Source organism: Idiomarina sp. UBA4206 (assembly GCF_002383015.1).
Taxonomy (GTDB): Bacteria; Pseudomonadota; Gammaproteobacteria; order Enterobacterales; family Alteromonadaceae; genus Idiomarina; species Idiomarina abyssalis.
This window is the reverse complement of the sequence record NZ_DFTS01000022.1, coordinates 9,389-9,715: the sequence shown is the minus strand read 5'-3', so window position 1 is coordinate 9,715 and position 327 is coordinate 9,389. Positions and strand designations below refer to the sequence as shown.

1 protein-coding gene and 1 pseudogene are annotated in these 327 nt (G+C 47.7%); both read left to right on the top strand.

The features are described 5' to 3' along the window. A pseudogene (locus B3180_RS04910) lies at positions 1–90 on the top strand (50S ribosomal protein L5); the annotation flags it as partial. A gap of 11 nt (positions 91–101) precedes the next feature. Continuing rightward, positions 102–327: 30S ribosomal protein S14 (gene rpsN / locus B3180_RS04905; RefSeq protein ID WP_286843347.1), on the top strand; the 226-nt coding region annotated here is incomplete at its 3' end.

The following is a 327-nucleotide window of genomic DNA, read 5'->3' as shown; positions in this document are numbered from 1 at the left end:
GGTCTGGATATCACCATTACCACTAATGCTGGCACAGATGACGAAGCTCGTGCTTTGCTAGCTGCCTTTAACTTCCCGTTCAGAAAGTAAGGTGTAGAGTTATGGCAAAACAGTCAATGAAAGCGCGTGACGTGAAGCGAGCTAAAATCGCTTCAAAATACGCAGAAAAACGCAACGCACTGAAAACGGTCATTAATGACCCTAAAGCATCAGACGAAGAGCGTTGGGAAGCCGTACTTAAGTTGCAACAGCTCCCACGTGATGCCAGTCCGACGCGTCAACGTAACCGTTGTCGTATAACTGGTCGTCCTCATGGTTTCCTTCGTA